Here is an 880-nt window from a genome sequence, read left to right as displayed (position 1 = left end):
ATCGATGCTCCGTTTAGTAGGAGAGCATGATGCAAAACCTCCCACCACTTAATGCCCTGAAAGCCTTTGAAGCAACAGCCCGTTTGCGAAGCTTTACAAAAGCTGCAAAAGAGCTAAATGTCACTCGCGCGGCGGTCAGTCAGCAAGTTAAATCGTTGGAACTTCAGTTAAACGCGATACTTTTTGAGCGCAATGGTGCGCAGCTTTTATTAACGCAAGCTGCCCAAGCCTACTTACCTGTTGTTAGCCAGACTTTGCAGATGCTATCTGTAGCAACTCAACACCTTTTTGCTCGCCAGAAAAATACTGAACTGACGCTTCATGTCGCTCACAGCTTTTGTTCTCAATGGTTAATGCCGCGCTTGGCCGATTTTCATCGTCAGCACCCTGATGTCGTGATAAAAATTTCAACGACTGCCAACACGGTGCCAAATGCTAGTGCCATTGCGGATGTGGAGATCATCAACGGTTATGGAGAGTGGCAATCAGAACAGGCTGTTCAACTTACCCAAGAAAACTGGATAGTAGTGGCGAGCCCTGGTTTTTTAAATCTTAATTCGGTCATTCATCTTACCGATATCGCGCTAGCGCCAAAACTGTGCACGGGCGGATACCATGAATCGTGGCAAGCTTGGCTGCGTTTTCAGGGCTATAAAGGCAAAGTGAGTAAACCTATCGCCGAGTTTGAACATTCCTTACTAGCCATTCAAGCGGCGGTGAATCAGTTAGGCATACTGCTTGTTAGGGACTTTTTAGTGGAGGATGAGCTACAACAAGGACTTTTGGTTCCGATTGGTGGATGGTCCATGCCAAGCGCCAGCGCGCATCATATAGTGGTAAGGGAAAGCGATAAACCGCAAGTTGAGGCTTTCACTCATTG

Annotated in this window: 1 protein-coding gene; it reads left to right on the top strand. The window is 47.2% G+C overall.

The window, feature by feature from the left end:
* Positions 1–29 precede the first annotated feature (29 nt).
* A partial coding sequence (locus R7040_RS25375; protein WP_318097409.1) for a LysR substrate-binding domain-containing protein occupies positions 30–880 on the top strand: 851 nt, incomplete at its 3' end.

The organism is Vibrio sp. 1069 (assembly GCF_033340555.1).
This window is presented reverse-complemented; position numbering and strand designations above follow the sequence as displayed.